The 25,854-nt window shown below is 65.7% G+C and carries 20 protein-coding genes; 12 read left to right on the top strand and 8 right to left on the bottom strand.

The window, feature by feature from the left end; genetic code table 11:
- Positions 1-40: 40 nt before the first annotated feature.
- Both RBA41_RS07935 and RBA41_RS07930 read right to left on the bottom strand, forming a co-directional pair.
- Positions 41-2,935, bottom strand: coding sequence for a bifunctional diguanylate cyclase/phosphodiesterase (locus RBA41_RS07935; RefSeq protein WP_306622810.1), 2,895 nt, complete (start codon positions 2,933-2,935; stop codon positions 41-43).
- A 127-nt stretch (positions 2,936-3,062) separates the two neighbouring features.
- Positions 3,063-3,899, bottom strand: coding sequence for a fused MFS/spermidine synthase (locus RBA41_RS07930; RefSeq protein ID WP_306622808.1), 837 nt, complete (start codon positions 3,897-3,899; stop codon positions 3,063-3,065).
- A gap of 209 nt (positions 3,900-4,108) precedes the next feature.
- Here RBA41_RS07930 and RBA41_RS07925 point away from each other — a divergent pair, with 209 nt between their 5' ends.
- The 6 genes from RBA41_RS07925 (at position 4,109) to RBA41_RS07900 (ending at position 12,811) form a co-directional block, all read left to right on the top strand.
- On the top strand, positions 4,109-4,384 hold the full coding sequence (locus RBA41_RS07925) for a hypothetical protein (protein ID WP_306622806.1): 276 nt from the start codon (positions 4,109-4,111) through the stop codon (positions 4,382-4,384).
- Between the two features lie 17 nt (positions 4,385-4,401).
- Entirely contained in the window at positions 4,402-5,598 is a 1,197-nt protein-coding gene (locus tag RBA41_RS07920; RefSeq protein WP_306622804.1) for a GGDEF domain-containing protein, read from the top strand.
- A 120-nt stretch (positions 5,599-5,718) separates the two neighbouring features.
- A complete protein-coding gene (locus RBA41_RS07915; RefSeq protein WP_306622802.1) occupies positions 5,719-7,188 on the top strand; it encodes a Ppx/GppA phosphatase family protein in 1,470 nt (489 codons plus the stop codon).
- Positions 7,189-7,304: 116 nt separating this feature from the next.
- Complete coding sequence (locus RBA41_RS07910) at positions 7,305-11,015, top strand: ATP-binding protein (protein ID WP_306622800.1); 3,711 nt, start codon at positions 7,305-7,307, stop codon at positions 11,013-11,015.
- Between the two features lie 223 nt (positions 11,016-11,238).
- Positions 11,239-11,958, top strand: coding sequence for a hypothetical protein (locus RBA41_RS07905; protein ID WP_306622799.1), 720 nt, complete (start codon positions 11,239-11,241; stop codon positions 11,956-11,958).
- A 97-nt stretch (positions 11,959-12,055) separates the two neighbouring features.
- The gene (locus RBA41_RS07900; RefSeq protein WP_306622796.1) at positions 12,056-12,811 is read left to right on the top strand and encodes a GNAT family N-acetyltransferase; all 756 of its coding nucleotides are present in this window, start codon (positions 12,056-12,058) and stop codon (positions 12,809-12,811) included.
- Positions 12,812-12,902: 91 nt separating this feature from the next.
- On the opposite strand, the gene RBA41_RS07895 is transcribed toward RBA41_RS07900, so the two are convergent.
- From RBA41_RS07895 to RBA41_RS07870, 6 genes are all read right to left on the bottom strand, one after another.
- Positions 12,903-13,190: a hypothetical protein gene (locus RBA41_RS07895; RefSeq protein ID WP_054263205.1), complete on the bottom strand. Its 288-nt coding sequence runs from the start codon at positions 13,188-13,190 to the stop codon at positions 12,903-12,905.
- Positions 13,191-13,365: 175 nt separating this feature from the next.
- Positions 13,366-14,022, bottom strand: a complete 657-nt coding sequence (locus RBA41_RS07890) for an ABC transporter ATP-binding protein (protein ID WP_306622792.1) — start codon at positions 14,020-14,022, stop codon at positions 13,366-13,368.
- A 39-nt stretch (positions 14,023-14,061) separates the two neighbouring features.
- Positions 14,062-14,856, bottom strand: a complete 795-nt coding sequence (phnE, locus tag RBA41_RS07885) for a phosphonate ABC transporter, permease protein PhnE (RefSeq protein WP_306622787.1) — start codon at positions 14,854-14,856, stop codon at positions 14,062-14,064.
- On the bottom strand, positions 14,853-15,683 hold the full coding sequence (locus RBA41_RS07880; RefSeq protein ID WP_306622785.1) for a PhnE/PtxC family ABC transporter permease: 831 nt from the start codon (positions 15,681-15,683) through the stop codon (positions 14,853-14,855). Before RBA41_RS07880 ends, phnE begins: the two co-directional genes overlap by 4 nt.
- Before the next feature lie 3 nt (positions 15,684-15,686).
- Positions 15,687-16,502, bottom strand: coding sequence for a phosphonate ABC transporter ATP-binding protein (locus RBA41_RS07875; RefSeq protein WP_306622782.1), 816 nt, complete (start codon positions 16,500-16,502; stop codon positions 15,687-15,689).
- A gap of 15 nt (positions 16,503-16,517) precedes the next feature.
- Entirely contained in the window at positions 16,518-17,405 is an 888-nt protein-coding gene (locus RBA41_RS07870; protein WP_099880653.1) for a putative selenate ABC transporter substrate-binding protein, read from the bottom strand.
- Positions 17,406-17,541: 136 nt separating this feature from the next.
- Between RBA41_RS07870 and egtD the strand changes: the two genes are divergently transcribed.
- From egtD to RBA41_RS07840, 6 genes are all read left to right on the top strand, one after another.
- Positions 17,542-18,507 carry an L-histidine N(alpha)-methyltransferase gene (egtD, locus tag RBA41_RS07865; RefSeq protein ID WP_306622778.1) on the top strand — a complete coding sequence of 322 codons (966 nt, stop codon included), beginning with the start codon at positions 17,542-17,544 and terminating at the stop codon, positions 18,505-18,507.
- A gap of 2 nt (positions 18,508-18,509) precedes the next feature.
- Positions 18,510-19,715 carry an ergothioneine biosynthesis protein EgtB gene (gene egtB, locus RBA41_RS07860; RefSeq protein WP_374709503.1) on the top strand — a complete coding sequence of 402 codons (1,206 nt, stop codon included), beginning with the start codon at positions 18,510-18,512 and terminating at the stop codon, positions 19,713-19,715.
- Positions 19,712-20,647 (top strand): YihY/virulence factor BrkB family protein, encoded by a 936-nt coding sequence (locus RBA41_RS07855; RefSeq protein WP_306622772.1) that lies wholly within the window; start codon positions 19,712-19,714, stop codon positions 20,645-20,647. The genes egtB and RBA41_RS07855 overlap by 4 nt, the downstream gene beginning before the upstream one ends.
- A gap of 589 nt (positions 20,648-21,236) precedes the next feature.
- On the top strand, positions 21,237-23,546 hold the full coding sequence (locus RBA41_RS07850) for a type VI secretion system Vgr family protein (RefSeq protein WP_306622769.1): 2,310 nt from the start codon (positions 21,237-21,239) through the stop codon (positions 23,544-23,546).
- 60 nt (positions 23,547-23,606) lie between these two features.
- The gene (locus RBA41_RS07845; RefSeq protein WP_306622766.1) at positions 23,607-24,797 is read left to right on the top strand and encodes a DUF2169 family type VI secretion system accessory protein; all 1,191 of its coding nucleotides are present in this window, start codon (positions 23,607-23,609) and stop codon (positions 24,795-24,797) included.
- 14 nt (positions 24,798-24,811) lie between these two features.
- Positions 24,812-25,854, top strand: a 1,043-nt coding sequence (locus RBA41_RS07840; RefSeq protein ID WP_510184549.1) for a PAAR domain-containing protein, incomplete at its 3' end; no start/stop codon positions are given.

Genomic DNA, 25,854 nt, shown 5'->3' with positions numbered 1-25,854 from the left:
TGAACAAAGATGTCGATCTGACACGAGTACTGCCGCATCCTTACACTTCGGCCGCCGCATCCTGCACAGCCGCGAGCGCCGTCGGCGCCAGGCTGGCACGCTCGCGCAGCAAGGCTTCAAAGGCGTGCGCGGCCAGCGGGCGGCTGAAGAAGTAGCCCTGCATTTCGTCGCAGCCGTGGCGCCGCAGGTAGTCGAGCTGCTCGGCCGTCTCCACTCCCTCGGCAATCACCGACAGCTTCAGGTTGTGCGCCAGCGCGATGATCGAGGCCACGATCGCGGCATCGTTGGCGTCGCGCGTGATGTCGGAGACGAACGAGCGGTCGATCTTGAGCACGTCGATCGGGAAGCGCGACAGATACGACAGGCTCGAATACCCCGTGCCGAAGTCGTCGATCGACAGATTCACGCCCAGCGACTTCATGCTGTGCAGCAGTTCGACCGCGAGCGTGACGTCGCTCATGAACAGGCTTTCGGTCAGTTCGATCTCCAGCAGCGAGGGCGCCAGACCGGTCTGGGCCAGCACGGCGCGGATGTCGGCCAGCAGGTTGGGCGCGCCGAACTGGCGCGCCGACAGGTTCACGGCCACCCGCAGCATGCCCAGCCCGGCATCCTGCCAGGCCTTGTTCTGGGCGCAGGCGGTGCGCATGACCCAGGCGCCGATCGGCACGATCAGCCCGGTTTCTTCGGCCACCGAGATGAAGCGGTCCGGCGCCACCACGCCCAGTTCCGGATGCTGCCAGCGGATCAGCGCTTCCATGCCGACGATCTCGCCGCTGGCCAGGTTGACCTGCGGCTGGTAGTGCAACACGAATTCGTTGCGCTCGAGCGCACTGCGCAGCGCGCTTTCGATGCGTACCCGTTCCTGGGATTCGTCGTTCATGGCCGGGGTGTAGAACTGGAAGTTGTTGCGTCCCAGTTTCTTGGCGCGGTACATGGCGATGTCGGCGTGTTCGATCAGGCTGCCGGCCGGGGTGTCGGGGGTGGGGAACACGGCCACGCCGATGCTGCAGGTGACGAAAAATTCCTTGTTTCCGAGCGGCACCGGCTGCGCCACCGCATCCATCAGGTGCTGCACCACGTCGGCCTGCAGGCGTTCTTCGGCGTGCTCGCTGAGGATGACGACGAATTCGTCGCCCGACAGGCGCGCCACGGTGTCGCTTTCGCGCAGGGCCGCGCGCAGGCGCGCCGCGACCGTCATCAGGACCACGTCGCCCGCCTTGTGGCCCATGCTGTCGTTGACGAATTTGAAACGGTCCAGATCGATCAGCAAGACCCACACCGGCCGCTCGCAGCGCTGCGAATACGCCACCGCCTGGCTCAGGCGGTCCTGCAGCAGGCTGCGGTTGGGCAGGCCGGTGAGCACGTCGTGATGGGCGATGTGGTGGATGCGTTGTTCGGTCACCTTGCGGGCGGTGATGTCGGTGCCGGTGCCGCGGTAGCCGCGGAACACGCCGCCGGCGTCGAATACCGGTTCGCCGTTGATGCTGAACCAGCGCGCCTCGCCCTGTTCGTCGACGGTTTCGTATTCGAGTTCGGCGAACGCTTCGCGCGCCAGCAGTTGCGCCATGTGGGCCTTGCCCCAGTCGCTGTCCTGCATGCCGGCCACGGTTTCCCAGCGCGTGCGGCCGATCAGGCGCCCGGCCGCCACGCCGCCTTTTTCGCCGGCCCCGCCGGTGATGTCGACAAAGCGCAGTTCGGCATCCTGCTCCCAGTACCAGTCGGACGACATGGTGACCAGCTGGCGGAAGCGCTGTTCGCTTTCCTGCAGCGCCGCTTCGGTGCGGCGGCGTGCCAGCACGTCGTCGATCAGGCGCTGGTTCGACAGTTTCAGGTCGGCGGTGCGTTCGTTGACCAGCAGCTGGACCCGGCGCGAGCGCTGCACCAGGGTTTGCACGAAGGCGGCGATCAGCAAGGTAAACAGCAGGCCGCCGGCCAGGGTGAACATGGAACCGGGATGGTTGTGCAAAAACGGACGCGGAGCGGCGCTGACCACGACGGTCCAGGGCTGGCCGGCCACGCTCAGCGCGGCGCTGTGGCGTTCGCGGTGGCGCGCGGTGGTCCAGCGGCGCACGGGGCCGAGGGAGGCGTGCTCGCGCACGGCGGCATCGAGCCCGGCGCTGGCGTAGACCAGGTGCGCCGGGTCGCTGCCGGCATTGGCGTAGACCGCCAGGTGCACGCCCTGGTCGGCGTGCAGGTCGGCGCCGCGCAGGATCTTGTCGACCAGTTCGCGCGCGCGGATGATGGCGGCGGTGTCGCCGATCAGGGCGGCGCGCCGTTCGGCGGCGCTGCCGAGCGGCGCGCCCGGCCGGTACACCGGCATGATGACTTCGAAGCCGCCCTGCGGGCGCTTGTCCTGCGCCAGGCTGAGCAGGCCGGTGGCGACCGCGCGCCCGCTGACGGTGGCTTGATCGAGCGCGTTCATGACTTGCGCGTTGATGCCGACGGACAGGCCGAAGGCCGCTTCGTTGCCTTGCATCGGTTCCAGGTAGTCGACCACGCTGTACTGGGCGCGCGGCGGCGCCAGGCGGCGCCCCTGCGGCCCCATTTCGGTGATGCGCGTGCCCGGCACCACTTGCTGCAGCTCGGCCTCGGCCGCTTCGCGCGCGGCGCCGCTGACCAGCCGGTGGTAGTTGAAGGCCTGGATGAAGGGGTAGCGCTGCAGCAGCGGCTGGGTGAAATCGTGGAATTGGCGGCGCGTGACCGGGTGCACCGTGGCAAACAGCTGGTTGGTCACGGTCACCACTTCGACCGCTTCGTCGAGCCCCTGGCGGATGGCGGCCACGCGCACGGTGGCGCGTTGCTGGAAGGCGAGCGCGTGCTTGTCGTCTTCGAGCCGGGCCACGGCCACCGCCAGCAGCGCGGTGGCGGCCAGGCCGCCGCCGAGAGTGAGTGCCGCCGCGACGGAGAGCGAGAACGGCAAGCGACGACGCAACATTTCCTGTTTCCTAAAAGAAGAGGGCGGCGCCCGGAGCGCCGGTGTGGATGCGGCCTTAGTTTGTCACAAATTGATAAAAATCGGTAAGTCGATTGATCTTCAGCAACTAAAAAGCGACGTTCCCGTGCTAAGGCGACATGTATTTGGAACGATTGAACGGGTGTTGCAGCCATGCCACGACGGCGCGCGCCAGCAGGCGGTTCAGTACGCTGTGGCCCAGGCCCTGGCGCCGCGCCACCCAGCGCTGCAGGCGCAGGACGCGCGGCAGCCGGGCGGCGGGGTCGAGCCGGGCCGGGGCCTTGACGGCGAACAGGATGCGGTTATTGCCGGCGATGCGCTCGAACCAGCAGACGCGGTCGTTGAACATCAGGCGCAGGCGCTCCAGCATGCCGGCGTAGCGCGGGTCGTAGCTGAAGATGTTGGCCACCAGCACGCCACCCTCGCGCAGGGCGGCGCGGCAGTCGCCGTAGAAGCGCGCCGTGCCCAGCGCCGGCGGCAGGCCGGCGGTGTCGAAGCCGTCGATCACCAGCACGTCGGCGCAGGCGGGGTGGCCGGCCAGCCAGTCGACCGCGTCGGCATGGACCACGGTGAAGCGCGCGTCGTCGGGCGGCACGCAGAACTGCTCGCGCAGGGCGATGACGTCGGCGCGCAGCTCGATGACGGTGATGCGCGCGCGCGGAAAGTGGCGGTAGCAGAATTTGGCCAGCGAGCCGCCGCCCAGCCCGACCATGACGATGGCGCGCGGGCGCGGCACGAACAGGGCAAAGCACATGATGGCGCGGCAGTAGGCCAGCACCAGCGCGGCCGGGCGCGACAGGCGCATTTCGGACTGCACGTCGCCGGGCGTGAATTCGAGGGTGCGGCGGTCGCCGCGGGTGTGCACCAGCGGCGCGCCGCAGGCCGTTGCACGCTCGGGCGACGGCGCGTGCAACGGCGGAGGCGATTGGTCGGTCAGTGGCGGCATGGCGGTCCGGGGCAGGCTGGGCTGGCGCCAGTATAGCGGAGCGCGGCGCAAGCGCGTGGCGCAAGCGCGCGACGCAAGCGCGTGGCCCAAGCGCACGGCCCAAGCGCGCCCCTGTTGCGCCCCATCGGTTTCTGATAAGCTGATCCTGCCCCGGCTGTGTGTGGCCGGCATCAGCGGCCAGCCTGCGGCGCGGCCAACCCGGAGAAACTATGTTTTTAGACCATCCCACCATCACCGCGACCAACAGTTTCACCGAGCCCGACCGCATTGAGCGGCTGACCCGGGTATACGGCTATGTGGTGGCGCTGGCCGACCTGGCCGGTGTCGAGGGCTTCATCGAGAAGTTCACCCAGATCCACGATCACAAGGGTACCCTGATCGTGTTCTGGAACGACCTGCCCAATGACATCGAAAAGCAGTTTTTCGCGCAAGCCTGGGCCAGCAAGATCGGTGACGGCAGCAGCAACGTCGAACACGAAGTCTGACGCCCCCAGGCGCGGCCATGGACATCACGACGATGTTGTTTGCGCTCGCGCTGGGCAACCTGAGCCTGGCGGCGGCGCTGTTTTTCTACGAATACGAACGCGGCAAGTCGCTCAGCTGGTCGACCTGGGCCATCGCCAAGCAGTGCCAGGCGGTGGCGTGGCTGCTGTTGTATTTCAACGCCAGCGGGGTGCTGCCCGATGCGGTAGCGGTTCCGGCCGGCTACGCGGTGCTGTTCGCCGGGGTCGGCCTGGAAGCCGGTGCGCTGTGGGAAGCGGTCGGGCGCCTGGCCTGGCGCCGCGTCGCCTATCCTGTCATCGGCTTGTCGGTGGCGCTGTTCCTGGTCTGCTACGTGATCGACGAAGCGGGGATGCGGGTGGTGGCCGGCGCGCTGATCCTCGGTGGCCTGCACCTGGCCAGCGCGGCGGCGCTGGTGCGCGGCTGGCGCGGCGGCAGCATGCTGCACCGCTTCCTGGTGATCGCCATGACGCTGCTGGCGCTGCTGGTGGCGGCGCGCGGCATCCTGGTATTGACCATGCCGGGCGGCTGGGGCTGGCTGAGCAAGGGCTTGCTGCAGGTGCTGACCTCGGGCGCGCTGTACTTGCTGATGTTATTGAATGGCTTCGGCTTCCTGCTGCTGGCGCGCGAGCAGCAGCGGCACGAACTGGACCGCCTGGCGCTGGTCGATCCCTTGACCGACCTGCCCAACCGGCGCAGCTTTTTCGCCGCCCTGGCGCCGTGGATGGCGCTGGCGCGCCGGCCGGGCCAGCCGAGCGCGCTGGTGATGCTCGACTTCGACCAGTTCAGGCGCGTCAACGACAGTTATGGCCACCCGGCCGGCGACACGGTGCTGCGCAGCGTGGCCGAGGTGTGCAAGCGCCAGTTGCGCGACAGCGACCAGCTGGGCCGCCTGGTGGGGGTGGAGTTTGCCCTGTTGCTGCCGCGCACCGGCCTCGATGAGGCGCTGCTGGTGGCCGAGCGCATCCGCGCCGCGGTCGAGGCCAGTCCGGTCAAGACCGAACGTGCGATGATTTCGATGACAGCCAGTTTCGGCGTGACCGTGATCCGTCCGGACGACAGCATGGTGAGCCTGTTCAAGCGCGCCGACGAGGCCCTGCGCGCGGCCAAGCAGGGCGGGCGCAACAAGGTCGTGGCCGCGCCCACCGGAGAGGCGCCCGGCGTGGATTCGCCCGGCGTGGATTCGCCGCCCGTGTAGCGCGGATGGCATACTGCGCTTGCCGAAGGCGCCGGTCATGACCGCGTCATACAACTCCGTTACTGTGATTGGTTTTGCAGCGGGAGAGCCTTGATGACAACAATACAGAAAGAGGCTTCGATGTACGCTGCCGTAGATTTAGGTTCCAACAGTTTTCGCTTGCATATCGGCAAGCACGATGGCGATGCGATCCGCGTGCTCAAGAGCGTGCGCGAGCCGATCCGCCTGGCCGCCGGGCTCGACGCCAAGGGCAACCTGACCGAGGCGGCCATGCAGTCGGCCCTGGCCTGCCTGCGCAATTTCCAGACGGTGCTCGCCGCTTACCGCTTCGACCCGCAGCTCGATGCGGTGCGCGTGGTCGCTACCTCCACCTTGCGCGTGGCGCGCAACGGCGCGGCATTCCTGCCGGCCGCCGAGCAAGCCATCGGCTATCCGATCGAAATCATCTCGGGCGAGGAAGAGGGGCGCCTGATCTACATGGGCGTGGCCAGCACCCTGGCCGACGCCTCGGAGCGGCGCCTGGTGATCGACATCGGCGGCGGCTCGACCGAAATCATTCTCGGGCACGGCCCTGACATCGAGCGGGTCGAGTCGTTCAGCGTCGGCACGGTCAAGCAAAGCCTGTCGTTTTTCGTCGGCGGGCGGATCGACGCGGTGTCGTTCGAGGCGGCCATCCTGTCGGCGCGCAGCCACTTCGAGGATGCCGCGCCGCCCTACCATCCGCAGTTCTGGAAGCAGGCCTACGGCTCCTCGGGCACGATCCGGGCGATCGCCGACATCATCGCCAAGAACAACCTGGGCGACGGCAAACTCTCCGCCGCCGGACTCGATGCGCTCAAGCTGCGCTTCATCGCGTTCGGGCAGGTGGCGCGCATCGACATGCCGGGCCTGCGCCCGGAGCGCGCCAGCACCATCATCGGCGGGCTGGCGATCCTGATCGCGCTGCTGCGCGAACTCGATATCGATGTCATGCAGCCGGTCGAGGCGGGCCTGCGCATGGGCGTCATGTGGGACCTGTACCTGCGCTCGATGCAGCGCGACCGGCGCGAGGAATCGGTGGTCGCGCTGGCGCGCAAGTTCCATGTCGACGACGAACGCGGCGGGCGCGTGGCGGCGCTGGCCAGCGCCATGTACACGCAACTCAAGCCGGCCGGCGACGGCTGCGCCAAGCTGCTGCGCTGGAGCGCGCTGCTGCACGAAATGGGCATGGTGGTGTCGCAGACCGGCTACCACAAGCATGCAGCCTACATGATCGAGAACGCCGACCTGCCGGGGTTTACCACGCGCGAGCAGCGCATCATGGGCAAATTGATCCTGGCCCAGAAGGGCAACCTGCGCAAGGTGGCCGAGGCGCTGACCGACCTTGACTTCGCCAAGGCGGTGCTGGCGCTGCGCGTGGCGATCCTGCTGATGCATGCGCGCATCGACGCCGACGCCGATGAACTCAAGCTGCGCATGAAGAACCGCATCGACCTCGAGATCCGGCGCGAATGGGTGGGCAGCCACCCGACCGTGTCGTACTGGATCGAAAAGGAGCAGGAATGGTGGGACGAGGTGGGCATCGATTTCAGCGTGCGCAGCGTAACCTAGCAGTTTGACGAGGTAGGTCGGCACCGGATTTTTGTATCAAACATCCATCAGTAGTGGCATAATTGCCAACGCCTGAACGGAGAGCGGCGTTTGTACGACAAAAACAAGAGGTGACCTTGATCCAGGCCCCGGACGGATACACCGTGATCGATACCTTGCGCGCGGACGAGCAGTTCGTCCTGCTGCGCGCGGCGCGCGACGCCGACCGCTTACCGGTGCTGCTGCTGGCAGCGCACGGCGCGGCCCCCCATGCTACTACGCTCCTGGAGCACGAATACGCCCTGCGCGAGGTGCTCGACGGCGCCTGGGCCGCCACGCCGCTGGCGCTGCTGCATGCTCACGCCAGCGCCACCCTGGTGCTGGCCGACAGCGGCGGCGCGCCGCTCGACCTGTCCGCAACTCCCCTCGATCTGGCCGATTTCCTGGCGCAGGCGGCCGCGATCACGCTGGCAGTGTCGTATTCGCACCACAGTCGCCTGGTCCACCGCGACCTCGCCGCCCACCATATCCTGTTCGATCCGGCCACCGCCGGGGTGCGCCTGACCGGCTTCGGCATGGCCACGCCGCTGGGCGGTCCGGACGACCCCCAGGCCGACCTGTATCGCCTCGGCCTGATCCTGTATCACATGCTGTGCGGCGCCGCGGCGCAGGCCGGCGCCGACGGCACGCCCGAGCCGCTCGCGCCGCACCGGCGCCGTCCGGGCGTGGACCGCATCTGTTCTTCCATCGTCGCGCGGCTGCTGGCCGCCGACCCGGCGCAGCGCTACCAGAGCGCGGCCGGGCTGTACGCCGACCTGCAGCACTGCCGTTCGATGCTCGAAGCGCAGGGCCGGGTCGAGCCCTTCGTGCTGGGCTGCCACGACGGCGCCCTGCGCGTGCGCATTCCGGCGGCGCTGGTCGGCCGCGCGCCGCAACTGGCGCTGCTGGACGAATCCTTGCGCCACGCGGCCGCCGGCGGCGCGCCCCAGCTGGTACTGGTGTCGGGGCGCGCCGGTACCGGCAAGTCGGCCCTGGTGGCGGCCCTGCGCCGCTCCGAAGCGGCCCAGGGCGCCACCATCATCGCCGGCAAATTCGACCAGCGCCAGCGCGACATCCCGTACGCCACCCTGGCCCAGGCTTTCCAGGGGCTGGTGCGCGAACGCCTGCGCGACGAGCCGGCCGCGCTGGCGGCCTGGCGCGCCGCGCTGCGGGAGGCCCTCGGCCCCAACGCGCGCCTGATGCTCGACCTCATTCCCGAGCTGGCGCTGGTGATCGGCGAGCACGCCAGCCCGCCGCCGCTGGCGCCCCCGGAGGCGCAGAGCCGCTTCGATGGCGTGTTCCGGCGCTTCCTGCAAGCCTGCCGCCGTCCCGGCACGGCACTGCTGCTATGTCTTGACGACGTCCAGTGGATCGATCCGGCCAGCCTGAAACTGCTGTCGCACCTGCTGACCCACCGCGGCATGGACCACATGCTGGCGATCTGCGCCTGGCGCACGCGCGAGGCGAGCGGCGCGCATCCGATGGCGCTGCCGCGCGACGCCATGCTGGCCAACGGCGCGCAGGTGCGCGAGGTGGTGCTCGAAGCGCTCGACCGCGCCGAGGCGTGCGAACTGGTGGCCGCGGCGCTCGATTGCGATAACGCCGAAGCGTCCCCGCTGGCGGCGCTGGTGTTCCCCAAGACGGCCGGCAATCCGTTTTTTACTCTGCAGTTCCTGACCCGCCTGGGCGAAAACCGCCTGCTGCGCTTCAACGACAGCGCCGCCTGCTGGGAGTGGGATGCGCAAGCGATCCAGGCCAGGGAGTTCTCCGACAACGTGGTCGAGCTGATGGTGGCGCGCCTGGGCCAGCTGCCAGGCTGCACGCTCGACCTGGTCAAGCTGCTGGCCTGCCTGGGACCCGATTGCGGGCTCGATACGATCGCGCTGGTGTCGGGCATGTCGCTGCTGGAAACGGACGAATATCTGTGGCCGGCCGCGCGCCTCGGGCTGATCGTGCGCGAGCCGGGCAACTACCGCTTTGCCCACGACCGGGTGCAGGAAGGCGCGTATTCGATGATCGCGGCGTCCTCGCTGCCCGAGCGCCACCTGCATATCGGACGCCTGCTGCTGGAGAACGTGGTGCCCGGATCGCTCGACAAGCACGTGTTCGACATCGTGCACCACCTGAACCGCGCGCGCGCGGCCATGCGCGACACGGCCGAACTGCGCGAGCTGGCGCGCCTGAACGCGCTGGCCGGGACGCGCGCGCGCAACGCCATCGCCTACGATTCGGCGCGCAATTACTTTTCGCTGGCGGCCGCGCTGACGCCGGCGCGCGCCTGGAAAGATGACCTCGACGGCACTTACGCCATGTACGCGGCGCTGGCCGAATGCGAATACCTGTGCGGCCACCTGGAGCGCGCCGGGCGCCTGTTCGAGCTGCTGGTCGAGCAGTCCCGTTCGCGCATCGACCTGGCGCGCGTGGCGCTGCTGCGCGTGGCCGTGTACCAGCTGCGCGAACGCTTCGACCAGGCGGTGTCGGTGGCCCTCGATGCGCTGGCCCTGTTCGGGGTGACCTTCCCGGCCACGCGCGCCGAAATCGACTGGGCCCTGCGCGAGGAACGCACCGCCATCGACGCGCGCATGGCCGGGCGCAGCATCGAGAGCCTGCGCGACGAGCCGGCCAGCACCGACCCGGAAGTGGCGATCGTGACCGAGCTGCTGTCCGATATCGGTTCGCCCGTGTTCGCGGTGCGTCCGGAACTGTATTTCCTGCTGGCGGCCAAGGCGCTCAATTACACGCTCACGCACGGAAGCACCGAGTCGAGCTGCATGATCTATTCGCGCTACGCGATCCTGCTGGTGTCGCTGGGCGCGATCGAGGATGCGTTTGCATTTTCGGCGCTGGCCATCGAGCAGGTGCAGTTCAGTGCGCCGCCGTCCAAGCGCAGCGGGCGCCTGCGCTTCGTGCACGCAGCCTATATCCACCCGTGGCGCGACCCGATCGCCGCCAGCGTCGCGCCGCTCGAACAGGCTTATGCCAGCTGCGAGCGCGCCGGCGACCTGCCGCACGCCGGTTATTCAAGCCACGTCGCGACCTGGAATGCGTTCGAGGCGGGGCTGCCGCTGCCTGAGGTGCGCCGGATGGCGGAGCACTACCAGGGCTTTGCGCGGCGCCACGGCAACCACGCGCTGGTGCGCCTGTTGCGCGGCTACGAGCAATTGACGCTGACGCTGATGGGCGAGGATGGCTTTGGCGAAGATGGCGCGGCCGGCGCCATTGCCGTCTTCGGCCAGGGCAGTTTCGGCGCGGCGCGCGCGCGCTACCTGCTGATGCAGCAGGTGCTGGCCTTCACCTTCGGGCGCTACGACGAGGCCCTGGCGGCATCCGAGGCAGCGGCGGCCAACCTGCATTTTTTCCTCGCTTCGCTCAACGAAACCACGCACCACTTCTACCATGCGCTGGCGATGACGGCCGTGTACACGACAGCGGCGCCGGCGCGGCGGCGGCGCCTGCTCGAAGCGGTGTGCGACAAGCACGCGCTGCTGGGCGGCTGGGCCGCGTCGTGCCCTGTCAATTTCGCCAACCGCCACCTGCTGGTCGGCGCCGAACTGGCGCGCATCGATGGCAATCCGGCCGGCGCCATGCGCGGCTACGAGGATGCCATCGCAGAGGCCATGGAGGGCGGTTTCGTGCAGAACGCGGCGCTGGCCTGCGAACTGGCGGCGGCCTGCTGCCGCGAACGCGGGGCCGCCTTTGATGCCATCGACTACGGCCGGCGCGCGCTGCGGGCCTGGGATGCCTGGGGCGCCCAGGCCAAGGTGCGCGACCTGCTGCTGCGCTTCCCGGAACTGGCGGCGGACGCCTGAGTTGGCGAAGCGACATGCGGGCGCGCGGCGAAGTGACGTCAGCGTGCAAATATTTCCTTATGGAATGTGATCCACCTCAATATCCGGAGCTTGGTGCGGCCATTTGTGCGATATTCGGCGTCAAGTTGCCGTAAGGTTGTACGAACTCAAGAAAAGTGCTGCGCGTCGGCAATTGAGTAAATCGTATATACTGTTTAAATCGATATCAAGACGGAGTTATTCAATGGCCAAGACTGCAAGCGAAAAAACCAACGGACACACGATCGCGGAGCTGAAGGCGGCTGCCCCGGCAACGCGCGCTGTCAAGACGGCGCCGAAAAAGACGACTGGCGCCGCGGCGCCAGCGGCGAAGAAGGCGCTACCTGCCCGGACCCCCGCCAAGGCCAAGGCCGAGGCCGAGGCCGAGGCCGAGGTCAAGCCGGCCGCGCGCAAGAGCGCAGCAGCCAAGGAGCCGGTGAAGGCGATTGCGCCTGCACGCGCCAAGGCGGCAGCGAAGGCAGTACCGAAAACGGCAGCGAAGGCGGCAGCGAAGGCAGCACCGAAGGCGGCAGAGAAGGCAGCGCCGAAGGCGGCATCGAAGGCGCCAGCGCCTGCGCCGGCAAAAACTGCGGCCAAGCCGGCGCCGAAAATCATCGCCGGCAAGGCCGCCAAGCCGGCGCCGAAGCTGGCAGCGGGTGTCGCGCCGGATGGCGATGCCGACGTCGGCACGCGCGACAAGGCGCGCAAGGCCAAGCTGGTACGCGACAGCTTCACCATGCCGGAGCAGGAGTACGCGGTGCTCGGCCAGGTCAAGAAAGCCTGCCTGAAAGCCGGCTTCGAGATCAAGAAAAGCGAATTGCTGCGCATCGGCGTGGCGCTGATCAGCGACCTCGATATCGCCACCCTGCAAAAGGTGCTGTCGAGCCTTCCGCAGCTCAAGACCGGCCGCCCGAAAAGCGAATAAGCCGCGCGCCGCGTGTCATCTGCCTGACACGCGGCTGTCACTTGCCTGACAAATTACGCAGTTAGGCTGTGCTTCGTCGCCACTGAAAGGACGAAGCATGCAAAACCTCCATCCCGCCCTGGATACGAAACCGGCCGCGCCGCGGCTGCTCCTGAGCCTGGCGTCGACGCCGGCCGAAGTGCGCGAAGTGCAGCGCCTGCGCTACAAGGTTTTCATCGAAACGATGGGCTTGTCCGCGCTGGCCAATGCCGAGCGGCTCGACCGCGATGAATTCGACGAGCACTGCGAACACCTGATCGTACGCGACGCGTCCACCCTCAAGGTGGTGGGCACCTACCGCGTATTGAGTCCGTCGAGGGCGCGCCGGACCGGCCGCCTGTACGCCGAAAACGAATTCGACCTGGGCCGCCTGAACCATCTGCGCAACCGCATCATCGAAGCGGGGCGCGCCTGCATCCACCCCAAATACCGCGGTGGCAGCGTGATCATGCTGCTATGGGCCGGCCTGGCCGAATGCATGCGGCGCGAGCGCTGCGATTTCCTGGCCGGCTGCGCCAGCATGAGCGTGGCCGACGGCGGCCACAACGCGGCCGGCGTGTACCGGTCGCTGATCGGCAAGCACGCCGCGCCGGCCGAATACCGGGTCACGCCGCACCTGCCGTTTCCGGTGGGGGCATTGGAAGCGGCCGGCGAGGTGCAGGTGCCGGCGCTGGTCAAGGGCTATGTGCGCTCGGGCGCGTGGCTGTGCGGCGAGCCGGCCTGGGATCCTGATTTCGAGAGTGCGGATTTGTTCTTGCTGCTGCCGCTGGCGAACCTGGACAGCCGCTACGCGAAGCACTACGGGATGGAATAGCTGGTGTCCGCACGGGGGCTCGGTGGGGATGCAGCGATACAACGGGCGCCGGACAATGCGCTGCCGGCGCCAGGCAGCTGTGCAAAACTGCCTAGTGCATTGACGCGTTGGACAAATCCTTCAAGTCGCGGATACTCATATCCGACTTTTCGTGCATGCGCAGCAAAATCGTCGCACCCACGGCCAGTTTTCGATGACGGATCTTGCTGATGATTGGCGGCTGGACCTCCAGCACGCGGCACAACTCCGCATCGTTCTTGAGGTTCATTTTTTCGATCAAGGTGTCGAGCAGCTTGTTCGGCACAAAGCTCGATGGTTCGAGCGCTCGAGCGCGGTTCATCGCCTCGATCATTTCCAGTTTCTTTTGCCGTACGTTCATCGTACTCCTCCAAAGATTATTTTTTCATTGATGGGGGACTGATCGACTGTTGGTCAACTTCAACCCGCTTGTTACATTCTGATATATTTCATGCACCACGGGTTTGTTCCGATGATACTACCGAAAGAATATACTCGCAGCAAAGTTGATAAATTAAACGATGGAAATGCGGCTTTTAGCGCACATCTTGCACAAAATGCAATCCTGAGCGGGTCAAAATGAGGGTTTGGTCCGCTTGCGCGGCTGCGGCGTGAGAATGTGTGACCATTATTGCACTGGCGCCGCTCGCCTTTACTTCATCGCGCAGCAAGGCCAGGATGCTGCCGGCGGTTTCCGGATCGAGGTTGCCGGTCGGTTCATCGGCCAGTACCAGGGCCGGGCGGTGCACCAGTGCGCGCGCGATCGCCACGCGCTGCATTTCGCCGCCGGACAGCTGGCGCGGAAAATCGCCGCCCCGTCCGCCCAGGCCGACCGCGGCCAGCATGGCGCCGGCGCGTTCCTGGCTCTGGCCATTCAATAACAGGGGCAGGGCCACGTTCTGCTCCAGGGTCAGGTGCGGCAGCACGTGGAAGGCCTGGAAGATGAAGCCCATGCGGGTGCGGCGCAGGCCGGTGGCGGCATTGTCGTCGAGCGCCGACATCGGCTGGCCGTCGATCACGATGTCGCCGCTGTCGGGCGCATCGAGGCCGGCGATGAGGTTGAGCAGGGTCGACTTGCCGACCCCCGACTCGCCCATGATGGCGACGAATTCGCCGGCCTTGAATTGATGCGAGAGGCGGTTGAGCACCGGACGGCCGTTGTAGGTTTTGGCGAGATCGCGCAGTTCGAGCATGAGGAATACCTGGTGACGGAGGGTGGGCTGGCCGCAGGCCTAGCGGGTGAGGGCGCGCCGCAGCGCAAAGCTGGCGGCGTCGACCAGCGCGACGAGCAGCAGCATGGCGATGATGACGGTGGCCGCGTTTTGCATCTGGAACAGCGACAGGTGAAACTTGAGCATCTGACCGAGTCCGCCGGCGCCGACCACGCCGAGCACCGCGGCGGCGCGGATATTGTTCTCCCAGCGGTACAGGGTGTACGACAGCATCTGGGGCAGCGTTTGCGGCATGGTGGCATACAAGAAGGCCGCCGCCGGCGCGGCGCCATTGGTGAGCAGGGTGGCTTCGGGATGCGGGTCGGCGTTTTCGAGCGCGTCGGCGAACAGGCGTCCGAGCACGCCGCTGGTGTGCGCGGCCAGCGCCAGGGTGCCGGCGAACGGCCCCAGGCCGGCCGCCACCAGCAGCAGCGAGGCCCACACCAGTTCCGGAATCGAGCGCAGTACGTTGAGCAGGCCGCGCGCGAGGACGCGCTGCACCTTGCCCAGGCGCCCGGCGCCGGCGATCGCCAGCGCCATGCCGCCGGCGACCGCCAGCAAGGTGCCGATGGCCGACATCGACAGCGTCTCGGCGGCGGCCAGCGCGGTCTTGCGCAGGAAGGCCGGGGCGGTTTCGGGCGGGGTAAAGCCGGCCAGGAATTCGCTGGTCACCGCGAGCGCGTCGGGCGAGAAGAAGGCCGACCATTGCAGCTGCAGCGAGGCGAAGCTGGCGACGACGAGCGCCACGATGGCCCCCGCCAGCAGCCAGGTGGAGAGGCGGCGCGGCGGCGCCGGGGGCAGGGGGCGCGCGCTCATCCGAGCCTGCGGCGCAGCAGCTTGGACACGGCATCGGCCAGGGCGACCAGCAGCACGAACACGATCAGCATGGTGCACACTTCGCCGCCGGCCATCATGCGGGTCGATTCATCCATGCGCTGACCGAGCCCGCCGGCGCCGACAAAGCCGATCACCGCCGAGCCGCGGATGGCGCACTCCCAGCGGTACACGGTGTACGAGACCAGTTCGGCGCTCGATTCCGGCAGCGCCCCGTACAGGAGCGCGGCCAGGCGCGAACTGCCGTTGGCCAGCAGCGCCCCGGTGGCCTGGGCGTCGGTCGATTCCAGAATTTCGGCGTACACCTTGCCCAGCATGCCGCTGTAGGTGAGCGCGATGGCCAGCACGCCGGCGGTCGGACCGAGGCCGACCACGCGCACGAACAGGATGGCCCACACCAGTTCGGGCACGCTGCGCAGCAGCACCAGCACCCAGCGCACCAGTTGGCGCAGCAGGCGGGCGGCCCAGCGCATGCGCCGTGTGCCCAGGCGCGAGATGGACAGGCGTTCGGTGATGATCAGGGTCGCCGGAATGGCCCCGAGCAGGGCCAGGGTCAGGCCGGCGGTGGCAATGGCCACCGTCTGCCAGGTTTCGCGCAGCACCATCGCCAGGAATTCGGGTTCCAGCGCTGGCTTGAGAAAGCCGGCCAGGAAGTGGCTGGCCGCGGCCAGGCTTTGCAGGTCGAACAGGATCCAGGGCTTGAATTCGCTGAACACCAGGGCGGGCCACAGCACGGCCGTGCCGATGGCGAGCATGGCCAGGCGCGCGCGCCAGGCCGGATCGGGATGGTGGACGGTTGCCGCGGGCATGCGTCAGAAGCAGGCGCCGACGGCCAGCCGTTCGGGCGTTTCGTGCGGCTGCGGCATGTGCTGCACCATGGCTTCGTTCTGGTAGAGCGCCGCGATCATCGCGTCGCTGACGTCTTCGCGCGCGGCGTCGAACACGATGCGCCCGTCGCGCAGCCCGACGATGCGGGGGAAATGGGCGCGCGCCATGTCGACCTGGTGCAGGCTGCATATCAGCGTGGCATTGCGGCGCGCCGCTTCCTGCTGCAGGGTGGCCAGGGTCATCCGGGACAGCGCCGGGTCGAGTGCGGAGAGCGGCTCGTCGACCAGGAACACGCGGGCCGACGACAGCAGCAGGCGCGCCAGGCCGCAGCGCTGGCGCTCGCCGCCGGAGAGGCGGTCGACGCGCGCATACAGTTTGTCGCCCAGGCCGAAGCGCACCAGGGCCGCGTGGGCGGCATCGGGATCGGCCGGCTTGAACAGGGAAGCGAGCGCCTGGCCCAGGGTCCATTCGGGCAGGCGCGCCGCCAGCACCGCCGTGACCACGCGCTGGCGTGGCGGCAGGGGCGGCGTTTGCGGCGCCAGGAACAGGCTGGCGCGCAGCTTGTGGCGCGCCGCGCCGGGCAGGGTCCAGGGATCCTGGCCGAGCACCTGCAGGGTGCCGCCGGCCGGCGCGTGGGCGCAGGCGAGGGTGGCCAGCAGGGTGGTCTTGCCGGCCCCGGACGGACCGATCACGGCCAGCTGCTCGCCCTGCGCCACCGCCAGGTCGATCTCGTGCAGGGCAGGCGCCTGCGCGCCGGCCAGGTGACGCACGGTGAGCTTGCCGAGGCGGTAGGAGTCCATGCGCGCGTATCCTGCTTACTTGAGCAGCTTGGCGCTGCGCGCGGCCGCTTCGATGGCGCTGTAGTTTTCCGGCTTGGTCGGCACGAACTTGCTGGCTTTTTGCAGTTCGAGGATTTCCTTGCCTTCCGGGGTCGACTTGTCGAGTGCCAGGAAGGCGTCGGTCAGCTTCTTCTTCATCGGCGCGGGCATGTCGGCGTGCACGGTCCAGTTGTAGTCGAAGTAGCCCGGGGTGGTGTAGAACACGCGCACGGCGGCCGGGTCGACCTTCTTCTCGGCGACCAGCTTTTCCCATACCGAGATATTCAGCGCGCCGGCATCGACCTTGCCGCCGGCGACAGCGGCCACGGTGGCGTCGTGCGCGCCGGAGTAGGCCACGCGCTTGAGATCCGCGTCCGGATCGATTTTCGCGGCCAGCATGTAGGAGCGCGGCATCAGGTGGCCCGAGGTGGACGACTCGGAACCGAAGCTGAGGGTCTTGCCCTTGAGATCATCGAGTTTCGTGATGTCGGCCTTGGTGGTGACGAACACCGAGCGGAAGGCGGTGTCTTCCTGGCGCTGCACCAGCGGCGTGACCTTGCCCTTGCTGCGCACATTGGCCTGCACAAAGGTAAAGCCGCCGAACCAGACCAGGTCGAGGCGCTTGTTGACCAGTCCCTCGACCGCGGCCGGGTAATCGGTCACCGGCGTGAATTCGACTTTCAGGCCGGTGGCCTTGGCCAGGTAGTCGCCCAGCGGCTTGAACTTGCGCTGCAATTCGGTCGGCGCTTCGTCGGGAATGGCGGATACGCGCAGCACGCCCGGCGTGACCTGGGCGATGGCACTGGCACTGGCCAGCAGCGCGGTGGCGGCCAATGATGCAGCCAGCATGGACTTGAGGGTGCGCAGGGCGGAGAAATGGGTCATGGTTGCCTATCGTAGGGATGTGGGGTAGACGCCGGCCAGCGAGCACGCTTGAACGCCGGGTGGGCCGTAAAATACGGGATATTCAGCTATGATAGCAAAAACACCAACGCAGCGATTTCGATTGACCACTACTCCTATGCCGACTTCCAGTCTTGCCCAAGCGCGCGATGCCCGCGCCAGTAGCGCCGTCGTGTCCGAACTGACTGCCGGCCTGCTCGGCAGGAGCGCGGCGATCTCGCCCAAATTTCTCTACGACGCCCTAGGTTCCCGGCTGTTCGAGGCGATCTGCGAGCTGCCCGAATATTATCCGACCCGTACCGAAGCGGCCATCGTGGCTCGCCACGGCGCCGACATCGCACGCGCCGTGGGCGTGGGCAGCACGCTGATCGACCTGGGCGCGGGTAATTGCGCCAAGGCGGCGCGCCTGTTCCCGCTGCTGCATCCGGCCCAGTATGTGGCGATCGACATCTCCTACGATTTCCTGCGCGAGTCGATCGAACGCTTGCAGCAGCGCTTTCCGCATATCGAGATGACGGGGCTGGGACTGGATTTTTCGAGCCATCTCGATCTGCCGGGCGTGGTACGGCCCGGCAAGCGCCTGTTCTTTTACCCTGGTTCCTCGATCGGCAATTACACGCCGGACGAAGCACGCGCCTTTCTGCGCCGCGCGCGCGCCGAGTGCGAGGACGACGGCGCGCTGCTGATCGGGATCGACCTGGTCAAGGATGCGGCCACGCTCGACGCGGCCTATGACGACGCCATCGGCGTTACGGCGGCCTTCAACCTGAACATCCTGCGCCACGTGAACCTGCTGATCGGCGCCGACTTCAACGTGGCGCAGTGGCGCCACCGCGGCTTTTTCAACGCCGACGAAAGCCGGGTCGAGATGCACCTCGAAGCGCGCGAAGCGTTGACCGTGCGCTGGCCGGGCGGGGAGCGCCGTTTTAGCGCGGGCGAGTCGATTCATACCGAAAACAGCTACAAGTACCGCCAGAGCGCGGCGGTGGGCCTGCTTGAACAATCCGGCTTTCAGAGCGTGCATGTGTGGACCGATCCGGACCAGTGGTTCGCGGTCATTTATGCGCGCGCCATTCCCCGATGAGCATGCGCGACCTTTACGACGGCGTGCGCAAACGCTCGCTGATGCTGGCGGAACCCTTGTCGGACGAAGACTGCGGCGCGCAGTCGATGGCGGACGCCAGTCCCGTCAAGTGGCACCTGGCGCATACCACGTGGTTTTTCGAGACCTTTATCCTGGAACGCTTCGAGGAAGGTTTCGCGCCGTTTCATCCGGCCTTCCGGGTGCTGTTCAACTCCTATTACAACGGTATCGGCGAGCGCCATCCGCGTGCCCAGCGCGGCGCGCTGACACGTCCCGCCATGCGCGAGGTGCGCGCCTACCGCGCCAATGTCGATGCGCGCGTGGCGCGCCTGCTGGCGGCGCAGCCGGGCGACGAGCTGCCTGGCTTGCTGGAACTGGGCTTGCAGCATGAGCAGCAGCACCAGGAACTGATCCTCACCGACGTCAAGCACCTGCTGGCGCAGAACGCCATGTGGCCGGCCTATGTGGATAGTGCCCTGCCGCGCGCGCAGGCCGGCGCGCCGCTGGCGTGGATTGGCTTTGACGGCGGCCTGGCCGATATCGGCCACGCGGACGCCAGCTTCAGTTTCGACAACGAGCTGCCGCGCCATCGCCAGTATGTGGCGCCGTTTACGCTGGCCTCGCGCCTGGTGACCAATGGCGAGTACCTGGCGTTCATCGAGGCGGGTGGTTATCGCGAGCCGGGCCTGTGGCTGTCCGAGGGCTGGGACTGCGTGAGCAATCTGAAACTGGCGCACCCGCTGTACTGGCAGCGCGACACGCACGGGCAGTGGCACGAATTTACGCTGCACGGATTGCAGCCGCTCGATGCGGCGCGTCCGGTGACGCATCTGTCGCTGTATGAGGCGGACGCGTTCGCGCACTGGATGCAAGCGCGCCTGCCGACCGAGGCGGAGTGGGAAGTGGCCGCCGCCGGCATCGGCGCGGCGACGGGCGGCCTGCATCCGGCCGGCGCGCCGCAGGGCGCGGGGCTGACGCAAATGTTCGGCGAGTGCTGGCAGTGGACCAGCAGCAGCTATGCGCCGTATCCCGGCTATGCCTGCGCGCCCGGCGCGCTGGGCGAATACAACGGTAAATTCATGTTAAACCAGTATGTCCTGCGCGGTTCTTCGTGCGCCACGCCGCCCGGTCATGCGCGCGCCAGCTACCGCAACTTCTTCCCGGCCGGTGCGCGCTGGCAGTTCACCGGTATCAGGCTGGCGCGATGAAGGGGTCCAAGGGCCTGCGCTTGCGTATCTTGAACCGCCGCGCCAACGCGTACGTGCTTGGCCATCCGCTCGCATTCGCGTGGCAGACGCTCAAGGGCTTCAAGGCCAACCAGGGCTTGCTGCTGGCTGGCGCGGTGGCGTATTACGCGCTGCTGTCGATCGTGCCGTTCCTGATGCTGGTGGTGGTGGCGCTGTCGCACTTCATCGACCAGGCCGAGTTGTTGTCGACGCTGGCGCGCTATCTGGAGTGGCTGGTGCCGGGGCAGTCCAACGCCATCGTGAAAGAACTGTCGCACTTCATGGACGACCGCGACCTGGTCACCTGGGTGCTGTTTGCCAGCATGCTGTTTTTTAGCTCGCTCGCGTTCACCGCGCTGGAAAATGCGATGAGCGTGATCTTCCATCACCGGGTGGCGATCCGGCGGCGGCACTTTTTGATCTCGGCCATCCTGCCTTACTGTTATATCCTGGCGCTCGGCGCCGGCATCATGATCGTCACGCTGGTGGCGGGCACGCTGCAGGTGATGGGCGAGGAGAGCGTGTGGTTTCTCGGCTACGAGTGGTCGCTCAACGGCGTGTCCGGGGTGCTGCTGTACTGCCTGGGGCTGACCGGCGAGATCCTGGTGCTCAGTTCCATCTACCTGGTGATGCCGGTGGGGCGGCTGTCGCTGTCGCACGCGCTCATTGGCGGCGTGACGGCGGCACTGCTGTGGGAAATCGCGCGCCATGTGCTGGTCTGGTACTTTTCGACCCTGTCGCAGGTGAACATGGTGTACGGCTCGATGACCACCGCCATCGTGGTCATGTTCAGTCTGGAGATCGGCGCGACCTTGCTGCTGTTCGGCGCGCAGGTGATTTCGGAATACGAGCGGGCAGGGCGTAACGAGCAGCACAAGGAACCGATCCCGATGACCACACGCCCGGCGCAATAATGCGATAAAGTTTGCTGCATCGCACAAACGTGTGATACACTACGTTCAGTGGTGAGGTTCAAACGAACCGAAACACTATCCAGAGCCTGCACCGCCGCGCAATATGTGTAATGTCGCAAAGGTAGATGGTTGCAACCGCATGGATTTGTAATTCCGAATACGGTAGTCGATTTACACGTCAGGGCACCACGCAGATAGCATGGGCGCCTGGGACACGATTAAAGCATTGGTAATACATTGGATTAGAGCTCGCTTCGGCGGGCTTTTTTTTCGTCTGAAATTCCGTCTCTGCCGTCGCCGATAATTAAAAAAGCGACAATTTTTCGCTCGATTTTTGTTGTCTAATCTGCTATAATTGTGATCTTTTAGATCACAAAGACATTAAACCCTCACGCTGATTGAATTGCCATTTCGTGAAGCCCATCAGGCATTGCGTTGTGCATCCTCAGCGACGTCGTTGTTGATTCCTTGTACGTTTGTGAGCCGGCATCCCGGCCGTCTTCTACTCATCATCGTTCCCTGTCCGGCCGTGCCCATGCGGACGGCCTGGGGCGACTGCGCGTTCAAATTATCGCCCATCAGGAATCTTATGACTACAGCGTTATCCGCCTTGCAAGAACTCATCAGCGGACGCCAGCACAAGCGTCTCTTGCGCCTGTCGTTTCCCGGCAATGACGGGCCGCCCGCCCAGTTGTTGGTCAACAAGCTGGAAGCGGTGGAAAGTTTGTCGCGGCCGTTTGAGTTCACAGTCGAATTGCTGTCGGATGACCCGAACATCGCCCTGAAGGATTTGCAGGGCAAGATGATGTGCGTGCAACTGGTGCGCAGGGATGGCAGCATGCGCTACTTTACCGGCCGCGTGTTCAGCTTTGGCCTCAAGACCGTTGACGGCGGCATGTCATATTACGAAGCCAGACTCGGGCCCTGGTACAAGTATCTGAGCATGCGCAAGGATAATTATCTGTTCCATTACACGACCATGTATCAGCAGAGCGCCAGCATCTTCGGTGACTATGGCAGTTTGGCGGACTGGGATTGGCGCGTGCAGGGAGCGACCGGGGTGATGAGCGATTGCTGCCAGTTCGATGAAAGCGACCGCAATTTCCTCGAGCGGCGCTGGGCTGCGGCCGGTATTGTGTATTGGTTCGAGCACAGCGCCAGCGGCCACAAACTGATCCTGTCGGACGATACGACCAGCGCCGAGGCGATCGATGGCAATCCGGAAGTGCCGTTCCAGCGTCACGGCGGAACGGTGATCGACGATGGCATTGGCGAATGGTCGCCGGCCCGCCACATCATGCAGGGCACGGTGGCGCTGGCATCGTACGACTTCAAATCGCCGCATCCGGCCGTGACGTCCTTGCCGACCGTGAACCGGCAGGGCGATGTGCCGAATATCGAATCGTATGAGTACACGGGCGCCTTCGGCTTTGGCGGCGGAGCGCGGGCCTTGGCCCAGTTGCGCATGGAAGAAGTGGAAGCGGCCGGAAAACAGTTCGACGGCACCGGCAATTGCCGCTACCTGATGCCCGGGCGCTGGTTCCGGCTCACTGGCCACTTCGATGCCTGCGACAGGAGCGACGATGCGCAAGCGCGCGAGTTCCTGGTAACGGCTGTTCATCACATCGCCAGCAACAATTACCACATCAAGGACACGGCAGAGTCGCACTATGAAAACAAGCTGACCTGCATTCGCAAGATCATCCCGTTCCGGGCCGGGCGCGATCACAACAGCGTTGAGACCAAAATCCACGGCATCCAGAGCGCGACCGTCGTCGGTCCTGCCGGCGAAGAAATCCACACCGATGAATTTGGCCGCGTGCGGGTGCAGTTCCATTGGGACCGGGTTGGCGCCAGCGATGAAAAAAGCTCGGCCTGGATTCGGGTGGCGACGCCGTGGGCAGGAGCCAACTTCGGCATGACGTCGATTCCGCGTATCGGTACCGAAGTGCTGGTGCAGTTCATGGACGGCAATCCCGACCGGCCGATCATTACCGGCATGGTGCCCAATGCCGACACCATGCCGCCCTGGAATCTGCCGGCTAATAAGACCCAGAGCGGCATCCTGTCGCGTTCGACGCCGGGCGGCAGCTACGACAATGCCAACGCCTTGCGTTTCGAGGACAAGAAGGGGCAGGAGCAGCTGTGGCTGCATGCCGAGAAAGACCAGTTGACCGAGGTCGAGCACGACGAGGACAAGTGGGTCGGCAACGACCGCCGCAAGACGATCGACCGCGATGAAACCAGTCACATCAAGCGCGACCGCGCCGAAACGGTGGACCGCGACGAGACGATCACCGTGCATCACGACCGCACCGAGACGGTCGGCAACGACGAGAGCATCACCATCCACAACAACCGTCGCGAGCGCGTGGACCATGATGAAACGATCAGCATCGGCGAGAACCGCACGGAAGATGTGGGCAAGAACGAGGCGCTGAGTATTGGCGCCAACCGCAGCAAAACCGTGGGCAAGAATCAGCAAGACAAGATCGGCAAGAACTGGTCGATCAATGTGGCCAAGATGAAGACCGAAACGATCGGCATGGCCTACATGCAAAACGTGGGCATGGGCCGCATGGACACGGTCGGCATGGGCTACAACCTGAATGTCGGCATGATCATGGCGACCATGGTGGGGCAGAGCCAGACCACGACCGTGGGAAAAACGGTGGCAATTTCCGCTGGCGAGCGGATCGAACTGGTGTGCGGGAAATCGAAATTCGTGATGACGCCCGATGCCATTTACCTCGAGAGCAAGGAGGTTCACATCAAGACCGGCAGCAAAGTGCATATCGATGGCCCCGATGACGTGGCGCTCAACTCGGGTACGGCCAAATCGCCGCCGGGCGCTGACGAATCCGCTCCTGCTGCGAAGCCCCCCGGTGGATGTTTCTGACATGGGCTTCCCTGCTAATCAGCGCGGCTGCGGCCGCCGCTTGCCGTGAAAGGAATACGCATGATGCAGCCGCGAGCACGTGAACTGGCCAGCCTGAATGCCCCCTGCGCCACGGTCACCAATCACACAGGTGTTCCCCATTTCTGGTTCGAACAAACCGGGCCAGAGGGTGAGCGGCTCGATGTGCTGGTGGTACGCGCGACCTTCGAATTTGCATCCTGCGGCGCGGTAATGACACTGGCGCAGACGCAGCAGGAGATCGTGCTGGGCGACGTCTACGCAGGCACCGACGGCAGCGCGGTGATGCGCGCAGTGGTCACCGACGATGGCGACGTGCTGCCGTACAAGCCGGGCACCGATGTGCTGGTCACCGGCAGCGCGAGCGCGCCGGATGGGATCGCGGCGAAGGAATGGATTGCGGGCATCCGCGTAGGTATGCTCAAGAAGATGTTGCGTCTGCACGGTCCGCGTCAGTTTCGCAGGCAGATGATGGGGTGGCGTCTGGGGCCGGCGCAGGCCGTGACAGAGGTAGCGCTCGATTATCGCCTCGCTTACGGGGGCTGCATCGATATTCCTGCTGCGGTGACTGAGGCCGGGGAAGCAGATTGGGTAGGGCATCCGGGCAACCCGGCCGGCTGCGGCTGGCTGCCGGAGGCGGGGGCATACGCCCACCTGCCGCGGCGGGCACGCGCGCACGTCGGGAAATGGATCGCCGCGCAGAAGGAATTGGCGGCGCCCCAGATCGAGGATGCCGTCGAGGCTGTCGGCAATCCCTATGCGAACCTCGCACCGCAAGGATTCAGCGCTACCGCGCGCTGGTGGGCACCGCGGGTGGAGATGCAAGGCAAGTATGACGATATGTGGCGCAGCACCCGCTACCCTTTGTTGCCGAAGGAATTCGATTCGCGCTTTTTTCAGTGCGCGTCGCCCGGGCTGGTTGCCACGCCCCATCTGAAAGGCGATGAGACCGTCACGATGCTCGGCCTGCTGCCAGCCCGCTGCGAAATGACTTTGCCCGGTTGGAAGATCATTGTTGCCGTTACCCGGGCCAGTGGTGTTGAGGAAATCAGCTTGCCCTTGCTCGATACGCTGCGGTTTGACCTTGCCACGCGGCAGGCGTCGCTCGTGTGGCGTACCCATTTCGATGTTGACGATCCGGTGCTCGATATTGTGATCGCAGCCACCACGGCGCAGATCGTCAGTAACGGTGTGGTGATTGGTAATGCGGTAGCAGCCAAGGAGGGCGGATGAGTGCTGGAAATGGTATGGACGCACTGAAGTTATCTGTCCCGTCTGGAAAGGACCCGAAGGGCAACGTTGCCTTCCCTGTGAAGACGGTTGAAGACAGGATCGCTGAGACTCGTGCCTTAAGTGACGCAAAGCAGCGGCTTCAAGAGGTGCAGCAGAACGTGAATGAGCTTACGGATGTGCTCGACAAGCAGGAGCAAGCAGGCAAGCAGAAAAAAGAGCAAGTAAAGCAGGGCACGCCGAAGAAAGCCGCCCAGACACGCCACATTGCGCACGTCGGAAATTGGCGTGCCGTGGCGATCGAGCCCGATCTGTGCCGCATCGGGAAATGTGTTGTTGCGTTTAACAGCTATTCGATCCTGCCTGAAATGACCGCAGGCGCGCCGAATGTCAAAGCGTGCGGAACCCGCGTGCTGCGCAAGGGAGATCTCATCAAGGGTGTGGAGGCGAATGCCGGCCAGAACATCGCGTCAGGGAGATCGCTCGACACGGGTTACCTCGCCATTCTCGAGGGGCACCGGAATGTGAAGAGCAACGGCTTGCCGGTCGCCCGCCACAACAGCTTGTGCAGGATTAACACCAATGAAAGCGGCGCGGTGGGGCCGCTTGCCAGGATGATGACCGTGGCTAAACCAGTTGCGGCTGCGCCGGTGGCCGTGGCCGAGGAGCCGCCCCCTGGCAAGCGCACGAGCAAGCGGCTGGAGGAACTGAAGGCGGAGAAAGCGAAGGTTGACGACGGGTTGCTCAACTTCGATACGTCGGACGAGTTCATCCGGTTCAAAGATCTCAATGCGATGGCGAATGACGCGATCGGGCAGATCAAGGCCGAACCTGGAACGTTACTGGATCACGGCGCACAGGCGGTGCGAGGGGGCGCGGGTTTTGTAAAGGATGTGTTCCTGGGAGTAGGCGAACTGGGATATGAGGGTGCCAAGGCAGTTCCGAAAACGCTGCAAAGCCGGTTCACGCCGTCGGGCTTCGCATCCGACATGCTGGATAATGCCATTTTGCTGGAGAATCTGCGGATCGGTAATATCACGGCCGGCACCATCGGGCAGAG

Origin of the sequence: Massilia scottii (genome assembly GCF_030846495.1) — a bacterium.
GTDB lineage: Bacteria > Pseudomonadota > Gammaproteobacteria > Burkholderiales > Burkholderiaceae_D > Telluria_A > Telluria_A violaceinigra.
Note: the sequence above shows the minus strand (reverse complement) of the source record. Positions and strands in the feature narration are given on the sequence as shown.

Coding starts and splice junctions, on each gene's coding strand:
- RBA41_RS07935 (WP_306622810.1), bottom strand. CDS start 2,935: ATGTTGCGTCGTCGCTTGCCGTTCTCGCTCTCCGTCGCGGCGGCACTC.
- RBA41_RS07930 (WP_306622808.1), bottom strand. CDS start 3,899: ATGCCGCCACTGACCGACCAATCGCCTCCGCCGTTGCACGCGCCGTCG.
- RBA41_RS07925 (WP_306622806.1), top strand. CDS start 4,109: ATGTTTTTAGACCATCCCACCATCACCGCGACCAACAGTTTCACCGAG.
- RBA41_RS07920 (WP_306622804.1), top strand. CDS start 4,402: ATGGACATCACGACGATGTTGTTTGCGCTCGCGCTGGGCAACCTGAGC.
- RBA41_RS07915 (WP_306622802.1), top strand. CDS start 5,719: ATGTACGCTGCCGTAGATTTAGGTTCCAACAGTTTTCGCTTGCATATC.
- RBA41_RS07905 (WP_306622799.1), top strand. CDS start 11,239: ATGGCCAAGACTGCAAGCGAAAAAACCAACGGACACACGATCGCGGAG.
- RBA41_RS07900 (WP_306622796.1), top strand. CDS start 12,056: ATGCAAAACCTCCATCCCGCCCTGGATACGAAACCGGCCGCGCCGCGG.
- RBA41_RS07895 (WP_054263205.1), bottom strand. CDS start 13,190: ATGAACGTACGGCAAAAGAAACTGGAAATGATCGAGGCGATGAACCGC.
- RBA41_RS07890 (WP_306622792.1), bottom strand. CDS start 14,022: ATGCTCGAACTGCGCGATCTCGCCAAAACCTACAACGGCCGTCCGGTG.
- phnE (WP_306622787.1), bottom strand. CDS start 14,856: ATGAGCGCGCGCCCCCTGCCCCCGGCGCCGCCGCGCCGCCTCTCCACC.
- RBA41_RS07880 (WP_306622785.1), bottom strand. CDS start 15,683: ATGCCCGCGGCAACCGTCCACCATCCCGATCCGGCCTGGCGCGCGCGC.
- RBA41_RS07875 (WP_306622782.1), bottom strand. CDS start 16,502: ATGGACTCCTACCGCCTCGGCAAGCTCACCGTGCGTCACCTGGCCGGC.
- RBA41_RS07870 (WP_099880653.1), bottom strand. CDS start 17,405: ATGACCCATTTCTCCGCCCTGCGCACCCTCAAGTCCATGCTGGCTGCA.
- egtD (WP_306622778.1), top strand. CDS start 17,542: ATGCCGACTTCCAGTCTTGCCCAAGCGCGCGATGCCCGCGCCAGTAGC.
- egtB (WP_374709503.1), top strand. CDS start 18,510: ATGCGCGACCTTTACGACGGCGTGCGCAAACGCTCGCTGATGCTGGCG.
- RBA41_RS07855 (WP_306622772.1), top strand. CDS start 19,712: ATGAAGGGGTCCAAGGGCCTGCGCTTGCGTATCTTGAACCGCCGCGCC.
- RBA41_RS07850 (WP_306622769.1), top strand. CDS start 21,237: ATGACTACAGCGTTATCCGCCTTGCAAGAACTCATCAGCGGACGCCAG.
- RBA41_RS07845 (WP_306622766.1), top strand. CDS start 23,607: ATGATGCAGCCGCGAGCACGTGAACTGGCCAGCCTGAATGCCCCCTGC.